This is a genomic window from Curtobacterium sp. 18060 (assembly GCF_902706105.1).
Taxonomy (GTDB): Bacteria; Actinomycetota; Actinomycetes; order Actinomycetales; family Microbacteriaceae; genus Curtobacterium.
On sequence record NZ_CACSJV010000081.1, the window covers coordinates 1 to 8,883 of the forward strand.

At 71.3% G+C, this 8,883-nt stretch carries 6 protein-coding genes and 1 riboswitch; of the genes, 3 read left to right on the forward strand and 3 right to left on the reverse strand.

The window, feature by feature from the left end; genetic code table 11:
- The 3 genes from GVL05_RS19180 to GVL05_RS19190 all read right to left on the reverse strand — a co-directional run.
- Positions 1-1,007 (reverse strand): ABC transporter ATP-binding protein (locus GVL05_RS19180; RefSeq protein WP_235036073.1); only part of this gene is annotated, 1,007 nt, incomplete at its 3' end.
- Between the two features lie 2 nt (positions 1,008-1,009).
- On the reverse strand, positions 1,010-1,648 hold the full coding sequence (locus GVL05_RS19185; protein ID WP_123294023.1) for an ECF transporter S component: 639 nt from the start codon (positions 1,646-1,648) through the stop codon (positions 1,010-1,012).
- A riboswitch (TPP riboswitch) is annotated at positions 1,644-1,755 on the reverse strand. Its footprint overlaps the gene before it by 5 nt.
- A gap of 99 nt (positions 1,756-1,854) precedes the next feature.
- Positions 1,855-2,175 carry a hypothetical protein gene (locus GVL05_RS19190; RefSeq protein ID WP_111086838.1) on the reverse strand — a complete coding sequence of 107 codons (321 nt, stop codon included), beginning with the start codon at positions 2,173-2,175 and terminating at the stop codon, positions 1,855-1,857.
- A 129-nt stretch (positions 2,176-2,304) separates the two neighbouring features.
- Here GVL05_RS19190 and glgX point away from each other — a divergent pair, with 129 nt between their 5' ends.
- The 3 genes from glgX to treZ are packed head-to-tail and all read left to right on the forward strand — an operon-like array spanning position 2,305 to position 8,788.
- A complete protein-coding gene (gene glgX, locus GVL05_RS19195; RefSeq protein WP_123294024.1) occupies positions 2,305-4,539 on the forward strand; it encodes a glycogen debranching protein GlgX in 2,235 nt (744 codons plus the stop codon).
- Positions 4,536-7,037, forward strand: a complete 2,502-nt coding sequence (gene treY / locus GVL05_RS19200; protein ID WP_159574183.1) for a malto-oligosyltrehalose synthase — start codon at positions 4,536-4,538, stop codon at positions 7,035-7,037. The genes glgX and treY overlap by 4 nt, the downstream gene beginning before the upstream one ends.
- Positions 7,034-8,788, forward strand: a complete 1,755-nt coding sequence (gene treZ / locus GVL05_RS19205) for a malto-oligosyltrehalose trehalohydrolase (RefSeq protein ID WP_159574184.1) — start codon at positions 7,034-7,036, stop codon at positions 8,786-8,788. The genes treY and treZ overlap by 4 nt, the downstream gene beginning before the upstream one ends.
- The last annotated feature ends 95 nt before the right edge of the window (positions 8,789-8,883 follow it).

Consider the following 8,883-nt stretch of genomic DNA (forward strand, 5'->3'; position numbering starts at 1 on the left):
CCCAGCGGGCGAAATGCCGCGGTCCCCTCGGCCGCCGACTCGGGCATTTCGCCCGTTCGCGCAGCCGCACGGAACTCGTCGCCCGCCACCTCTCCGGCCGATTCGCCGAGCGGGCGAAATGCCGCGGTCCCCTCGGCAGCCGACCCGGGCATTTCGCCCGTTCGCGCAGCCGCACGAATCCGCCCGCGGGCCGCGCCACGCTCCGGCTCGGCGCCGGGCACCCACACCCCGGCCGCGGTGAGCGCGGCGCCGTGGCGGGCGAGCACCTCGGCAGGCGCGCCGTCCGCGACGACCCCGCCGCCGGGCTCGAGCAGCACGAGGCGGTCGACCAGGTCGAGCCAGGTGCCGATCCGGTGCTCCACCACGAGCAGGGTCGCCCCCGTCTCGTCGAGCAGTGCGCGGACGGCGTCGTGCACCTGGGCCACGCCGGCCGGGTCGAGGTTCGCGCAGGGTTCGTCGAGCACGAGGGCTCCCGGACGCATCGCGAGCACCCCGGCGAGCGCCAGTCGTTGCCGCTGGCCGCCGGAGAGCATCGCGGTCGAACGGTCGAGCGCCAGGTCGAGCCCGACGACCGCGAGCGCCGACCGCACCCGTGCCCAGGTCTCGTCGCGCGGGACGCCGAGGTTCTCGCACCCGAAGGCCACGTCGTCGCCGATCCGCGACATCACGGTGTGCGCCTCGGGGTCCTGCATGACGAGGCCGACACGCCCGCGGACCGCGCGGGGGTCGGCACCGTCGACCAGGACCGAGCCCTGCACGGAAGCAGCGGTGTCGTCGGTGGGGTCGGGTTCGTCGGGCAGCACGGCGGCCACTGCCCGGAGCAGCGTCGACTTGCCGGAGCCGGACGGCCCGACGATCGCGACCCGCTCCCCGGCCTCGACGGTCAGGTCGACGCCGCGGACGGCCCACTCGGCACGTTCGGGGTAACGCCATCCCCAGTCGCGGAACGCGATGCGCGCGGCGCGCACGCCGACGACGTCCGGGGACGTCGACGACGGAGCGGACACCGTCACACCAGTTCGCGCGGCCGACGCCGGCTGTGCTCCCGGCCCGCCGCGAACGACGAGAGCACGCCGGTGCGTGCGAGCGCCCGGACGACCAGCCATGAGCCGGCGCCCGCGATGACGGCACCCGACACGATCGCGCACACGACGTAGACGACCTTGAACGCGGCGTCGAGACCCGGGTACCACAGCACGGTGTCGTTGATGCCGAGCGCGAGACCGGCTGCGGCGCCCGCCAGGACGACGACCGGCAGCCGGTACACGCGGTACAGGAAGAGTGCGAGGACGATCTCGGCGCCGAGACCCTGGACGAGTCCGGCCTCGAGCGTCAGCCACCCCCACTGCGTGCCGAACAGTGCCTCGACGGACGCGGCGACCATCTCACCGTAGAGCGCGGCGCCGGGCTTGCGGACGACGATCGCGACGAGCGGGCCGGCGAGCAACCAGACTCCGCCGAACAGGGCCTTCGTGCCCGGGAGGACGAGGTCCATGACGGCGCTGATGGGTTCGTAGCCGAACTCCCACAGCCGGAAGACGACGCCGAGCGCCACCGCGAGCACGCTCGCGACGACGATGTCGACGACCCGCCAGCGCAGCGATCGCCGCGGGGCGGTGTGGACGGTTGATGACGTGCCAGAAGACATGGTGCTGGACTCCTCCCTGCGCCGGCATGATCCGGATCAGGTTCGACGGTCGGAGCGCCACTCGCTCCCTCTCAGCCCGGCGGTCCCGGACTCCCGTGTGTGTCCCAGCAGTCTAGACGTGGTCGCGACCACGTGACGGGTCGCGACCACACATCGGACGGGAGGCCCGTGGCGGGTCCGCCACGGGCCTCCCGTCCGGTGTGTCGCTACTTCTTCAGGACGCGCACCAGTTTGCGGAGCACGGTGCCGGTCACCCAGACGAGCGGGATGCTCACCGCGACGAGCGAGATGAGGTTCGGCTCGAACTCGAGGTCCTTGCCGGGGCGACGGATGTACGCGCCGACCGGGATCGACGCGCCGCCGCCACCGCCGCCGCCGTTCTCGTCGTCCCCGCCGCCCCCGAAGCCGAACCAGCCGAGGGACACCGGGATGAGGGTCTGGTCGCCGACCTCGACGGGGTCTCCGTAGTTCGTGGAGACGCCGATCGGGCGTACCTTGTCTGCGATCTGCGTGACGATGTTGGCCATGCGCGCGACGCTACTCGTCCGTTCCTCCACAGGGCGGGCCACGCGCGCACGGGTACACAGCTGGTGCTTGTCTGCGGACGCGGACGGGTGTCACCGATATGTTGGCGCGACCATCACCTGGAGGACCGTTTGCACACCTGGCCCGGCAACCCGTACCCGCTCGGGGCGACCTACGACGGAAGCGGCACGAACTTCGCGCTCTTCAGTGAGGTCGCCGAGCGCGTCGAACTCTGTCTGTTCGACACCGACGGCAACGAAGAGTGCATCCCCCTCGTCGAGGTCGACGCCTACGTCTGGCACGCGTACCTGCCGAACGTCGGCCCCGGCCAGGAGTACGGCTTCCGTGTCCACGGCCCGTACGACCCCGACAACGGCGCACGCTGCAACCCGTCAAAGCTGCTGCTCGACCCCTACGCCAAGGCGACGAGCGGCGAGATCGACTGGGACCAGTCGCTCTTCGCCTACACGTTCGGCGACCCGGACTCGACGAACGACGACGACTCCGCGGCGCACATGATGAAGGGCGTCGTGATCAACCCGTTCTTCGACTGGCAGGGCGACCGCGCACCGCGCACGCCCTACGGCGAAACGGTCATCTACGAAGCGCACGTCAAGGGCCTCACCGAGACCCACCCCGACGTGCCCGAGGAGCAGCGCGGCACCTACGCCGGCGTCTCGCACCCCGCGGTCATCGAGCACCTGAAGCGACTCGGCATCACGACGCTCGAGCTCATGCCGGTGCACCAGTTCGTGAACGACTCGACCCTGCAGGACAAGGGGCTGTCGAACTACTGGGGCTACAACACGATCGGCTTCTTCGCGCCGCACTCCTCGTACTCGTCCTCGGGCGACCAGGGGCAGCAGGTGCAGGAGTTCAAGACGATGGTGCGGGAGCTCCACCGCGCCGGCATCGAGGTCGTGCTCGACGTCGTCTACAACCACACCGCCGAGGGCAACCACCTCGGGCCGACGCTGTCGTTCCGAGGGATCGACAACGCGGCGTACTACCGCCTGGTGGACGACGACAAGAAGTTCTACATGGACTACACGGGCACCGGGAACTCGCTCAACGTCGGGCACCCGCACTCGCTGCAGCTCATCCTCGACTCCCTGCGCTACTGGGTGACCGAGATGCACGTCGACGGCTTCCGCTTCGACCTCGCCTCGGCGCTCGCCCGCGAGTTCTACGAGGTGGACCGCCTGTCCGCGTTCTTCGAGCTCGTGCAGCAGGACCCGATCGTGTCGCAGGTCAAGCTCATCGCCGAGCCGTGGGACGTCGGCCCCGGCGGCTACCAGGTCGGCAACTTCCCGCCCCAGTGGTCGGAGTGGAACGGCAAGTACCGCGACACCGTGCGCGACTTCTGGCGCGGCGAGTCGTCGACCCTCGGTGAGTTCGCGTCGCGCATCTCCGGCTCGGCCGACCTGTACGAGCACGACGGCCGCACGCCCAAGGCGAGCATCAACTTCATCACCGCGCACGACGGCTTCACGCTGTACGACCTCGTCGCCTACAACGAGAAGCACAACGACGCCAACGGCGAGGACAACAACGACGGCGAGAGCCACAACCGGTCCTGGAACTCCGGCGCCGAGGGTCCGACGGACGACGAGTCCGTGAACGCCCTGCGACTCCAGCGACGCCGGAACTTCCTGGCGACACTGCTCCTCAGCCAGGGCGTGCCGATGATCGCCCACGGTGACGAGCTCGGCCGTTCGCAGTCCGGCAACAACAACGTCTACGCACAGGACTCCGAGCTCAGCTGGATCGACTGGGACACCGCGGACGACGACCTCGTCCAGTTCACGGCCGACGTGGTCAAGCTGCGCCACGACCACCCGACGTTCCGTCGCACCCGGTACTTCAACGGGCGCCCGGTGCGCCGTGGTCAGGACGAGCCGCTGCCCGACGTCGTCTGGCTCACGCCCGAGGGCGACGCGATGTCGCCGGAGGACTGGGACTCCGGTTTCGGCAAGAGCGTCGGCATGTACCTGAACGGCGACGGCATCCGCGGGCGCGACTCCCGCGGCGAGCGCGTCACCGACGTGGCGTTCATCACGTACTTCAACGCCCACGACGACGTCGTGACGTTCACGTTGCCGCCCGAGGAGTACGCACCCGGCTGGACGGTCCGCATCGACACCGCCGAGCCCGGTGCCCGCGACGAGATCGTCGAGGCGGGCACACCGCTCGACGTGCCCGCGCGGTCGATGATCGTCCTGCGTGCCGAGCCGAACCACGAGGTCTCGGTCACCCCGGTCGAGGTCCAGCACCACGACGGCGCCCCTGAGCCCCGGTCCCCGCAGGACGCCGTCACCCCGGCCAACCCGGCCGGTTCCACCGCACCGAGCGGCACCGCGCGATGACGACCGTCACGCCGGGGGCCGGACGTCGCGTTCCCGTATCGACGTACCGGCTGCAGGTCTCGGCGGACTTCGACCTGGCCGCCGCACGCGACCTCGTCGACTACGTGCACGACCTCGGGGCCGACTGGCTGTACCTGTCGCCGGTCCTGCAGTCGGAGCCCGGCTCGAACCACGGCTACGACGTCGTCGACCACACGCACGTCGACACCGACCGCGGCGGTGACGAGGCCCTCCGGGTCCTCGCCGAGGCCGCGCACGCGGTCGGGCTCGGCGTGCTGGTCGACGTCGTCCCGAACCACGTCGGGGTCGCCACCCCGGCGGTCAACCCGTGGTGGTGGTCCCTGCTCGAACTCGGCCAGGGCTCCCCCGTCGCCTGGGCGTTCGACGTCGACTGGGACGCCGGCGACGGCAAGGTCCGGGTGCCGGTCCTCGACGACCGGCTGCTCGACGCGGTCACACTCGACACGTCCGACGCCGAGCACCCGGTGCTCCGGGTCGGCGACACCGCGTACCCGACCGCGCCGGGCACCGCCCACCCGGGCGACTCGGTCGAGGCCGTGCACGCGCTGCAGCACTACGCGTTCGTGCACTGGAAGCGTGCGGACCACGAGCTCAACTACCGCCGGTTCTTCGCGGTGAACACGCTCGCGGCCATCCGGGTCGAGGAACCCGAGGTGTTCGCGGCGTCGCACGGCGTCATCGGCGGCTGGTTCCGCGACGGCCTCGTCGACGGCCTGCGCATCGACCACCCGGACGGACTGTACGACCCCGCCGGGTACCTGCAGGACCTCGCCGAGCTGACCGGTGGTGCGTACACCCTCGTCGAGAAGATCCTCGAACCCGGCGAGGAACTCCCGAGCTCGTGGCCGGTCGACGGCACGACCGGGTACGACGCGCTCGGCGTCCTGGACCGTGTGCTCGTCGATCCCGAGGGCGAACCCTCGCTGACCGCGGCATCGGGCGCGGAGCCCGCCGACTGGCAGCAGCTGACGCACGACACCCGCCGCGGCATCGCCGACGGGATCCTCGGCAGCGAGGTCGAGCGACTCGCCCGACTGCTCGCGCCGGTCACCGCAGGAGCGGACGCGATCACGCACGAACGGCTCGTCGACGCCCTCGCCGAGGTCGTGGCGTCGTTCGACGTGTACCGCACCTACCTGCCCGAGGGCGCCCACCACCTCATCGCGGCGCTCGAACGCGCGGCAGAGGCCCGTCCCGACCTCGACGACGTCATCGACCGGATCGCCCCGGCGCTCGTCGACCCGGACAACGCCGCCGCGATCCGCCTGCAGCAGACGAGCGGCATGGTGATGGCCAAGGGCGTCGAGGACACCGCGTTCTACCGCACGTCCCGCTTGACGTCCCTGAGCGAGGTCGGTGGTGACCCGAGCGTCTTCGCGGTGTCCGTGGCCGACTTCCACCAGGCGCAGCGCGACCGGCTCGGCAGCTGGCCGCACACCATGACGACGCTCACCACCCACGACACGAAGCGCAGCGAGGACACCCGCGCACGCATCGCGGTCCTGGCCGAGCTCGGCAGCGAGTGGGCCGAAACGCTCGACCGGTTGCAGTCCCTCGTCCCGCTCGAGGACCGCGTGTTCGCGGACCTGCTCTGGCAGGCGATCGTCGGTGCCCGACCCGCGAGTCGTGAGCGGCTGCACGCCTACGCCGAGAAGGCATCCCGCGAAGCCGGTGACAGCACCACCTGGACGGAGCCGGACTCGGCGTTCGAGGAGCGGATGCACGCCCTCGTCGACGCGGCGTTCGACGAGCCCGCCGTGGTGGCCGTGCTCGATGCCCTCGACGAACGGATCGACGCGGCTGGGTGGTCGAACGGGCTCGCGCAGAAGCTCGTGCAGCTCACGGCACCCGGCGTCCCCGACGTCTACCAGGGCACCGAGTTCTGGGACCGGTCCCTCGTCGACCCCGACAACCGCCGAGCCGTGGACTACGCCGAGCGGCGCCACGTCCTCGCCGAGATCGACGGCCCGGACGACGACGGCCCCGAGGACCTCCCGGCGATCGGGATCGACGGCGCCGCGAAGCTCCTCGTGACCGCCCGTGCACTCCGTCTCCGCCGCGACCACCCGGAGCTCTTCACGCGGTACCTCGCGCTCGAGGCGACGGGCAGCGCGGCGGACCACGTCGTCGCGTTCGACCGCGGCGGTGCCGTGACGATCGCCACGCGCCTGCCGATCGGCCTCGAACGGGTCGGTGGCTGGGGTGACACCCTCGTGCACGCCGTCGCCGTCGACCGGGTCGACCTGCTCACCGGCAGGACCTTCCCGGCCAGCCGGGGCATCGCCCTCGCGGATCTGCTCACCACCTACCCGGTCGCGCTGCTCGTGCCGGCCGCCACGGTCGGGGAACCCGGCCACGCCGACACGGTGACCGACGCGTCCGACGCGGGACGGGCCTCCCGGTCGACCGCCCGGACCACCCCGGCGACCGAGTCCGACGCGCAAGCGGAGATCGACATCCTGGAGGGTCACGCATGACCGCACCCGACCGTTACGCCGTCTGGGCGCCCGAGCCGGACCGCGTCCGGCTGGTCGTCGACGACGTCGAGTACCCGCTGACCCGGGGCGACGACGACTGGTGGTCGACCGACGCGATCATGCCGGTCGTCGGTGCCCGCTACGGGTTCCGCCTCGGCGACGACGACGCGGTCCGACCCGACCCCCGCAGTCGCTTCCAGCCGGACGGGGTGCACGGCACGTCCGCCGTCGTCGACCCCGCGCGCTTCGCGTGGACCGACGAGTCGTGGACCGGGCGTCCAGCCCGCGGTGCCGTCATCTACGAGATGCACGTCGGCACCTACACGCCGGAGGGGACCCTCGACGCGGCGGCGCAGAAGCTCGACCACCTGGTCGAACTCGGCGTCGAGTTCGTCGAACTGCTGCCCGTGAACGGTGTGAACGGTGAGTGGAACTGGGGCTACGACGGGGTCGCCTGGTACGCGGTGCACGCCCCGTACGGCGGCCCCGACGCCTACGACCGCTTCGTCGACACGGCGCACTCACTCGGCCTGGGCGTCATCCAGGACGTCGTCTACAACCACCTCGGGCCGAGCGGCAACTACCTGCCGCTGTTCGGGCCGTACCTGGTGCAGGGGCTCGCGAACACGTGGGGCGACTCGGTGAACGTCGAGCACCCCGAGGTGCGTCGGTACGTGCTCGACAACGTGCGCATGTGGTTCCGCGACCACCACGTCGACGGGCTCCGGCTCGACGCCGTGCACGCGATCCGCGACACCACGCGGCCGCACGTCCTGGCCGAGATGGCCGACGAGACGGACGCCTACGGTTCCTTCGTCGGTCGTCCGCTGTCCCTGCTCGCCGAGTCGGACCTCAACGACCCGGTGATGTTCCGCCCGCGGGAAGCCGCCGGGTACGGGCTCGCCGGACAGTGGTCCGACGACTTCCACCACGCCGTGCACGTGGCGCTGACGGGCGAGACGAACGGCTACTACGCCGACTTCGCACCGCTGTCGGCGCTCGCGAAGGTGCTCGACCACGGGTTCTTCCACGACGGCACGTGGTCGTCGTTCCGTGGCCGGCGCCACGGGCAACCGATCGACCGTGGGACCTCCCCGGCGACGGCCCTGGTCGTCACGAACCAGAACCACGACCAGATCGGCAACCGCGCGGCGGGCGACCGTCTGGCGGCGACGCTCGACGACGAAGGCCTCGTCATCGCCGCGGCACTGACGCTGCTGGGCCCGTTCACGCCCATGCTGTTCATGGGTGAGGAGTTCGCCGCGACGACACCGTGGCAGTTCTTCACGTCGCACCCGGAGCCGGAGCTCGGCAAGGCGACGGCCGAGGGACGCATCGCGGAGTTCGCAGAGCACGGCTGGGACGAGTCGGCCGTGCCGGACCCGCAGGACCCGACGACGTTCACGAACTCGAAGCTCGACTGGGCCGACGTCAGTTCCGAGCGGGGTGCGGCGATCCTGCGTGCCTACCGCGTGCTCGTCGCCCTGCGCCGGACCGACCAGGCCTTCGTCGACCACCGGTACGAGGCGAACGCCGTGCGGTTCAGCGAGGACCGCCGGTGGCTGGTGCTCACGCGTGGGCTGCTCGGACCGGACGTGGCACCCGTGCACGTCGTGGTGAACTTCCTCGACGACGCAGCCGAGGTGCCGGTCCCCGGTGCCACCGGCGAAGAGCTCTACCGGTTCGGAGCGGCCGAGGTCGCGACGGACTGCGTGCGGTTCCGCGGGCGGGGCGTGGTGGTGCTGCGCTAGTCGCTGCGCAGCCGTCCGGGCGGGCCGGGCTTGCCCACGGGCGGGCCGGGCTTGCCCACGGGCGGCCGATCCGCGAAAGCGACAGTGTCCTGCGA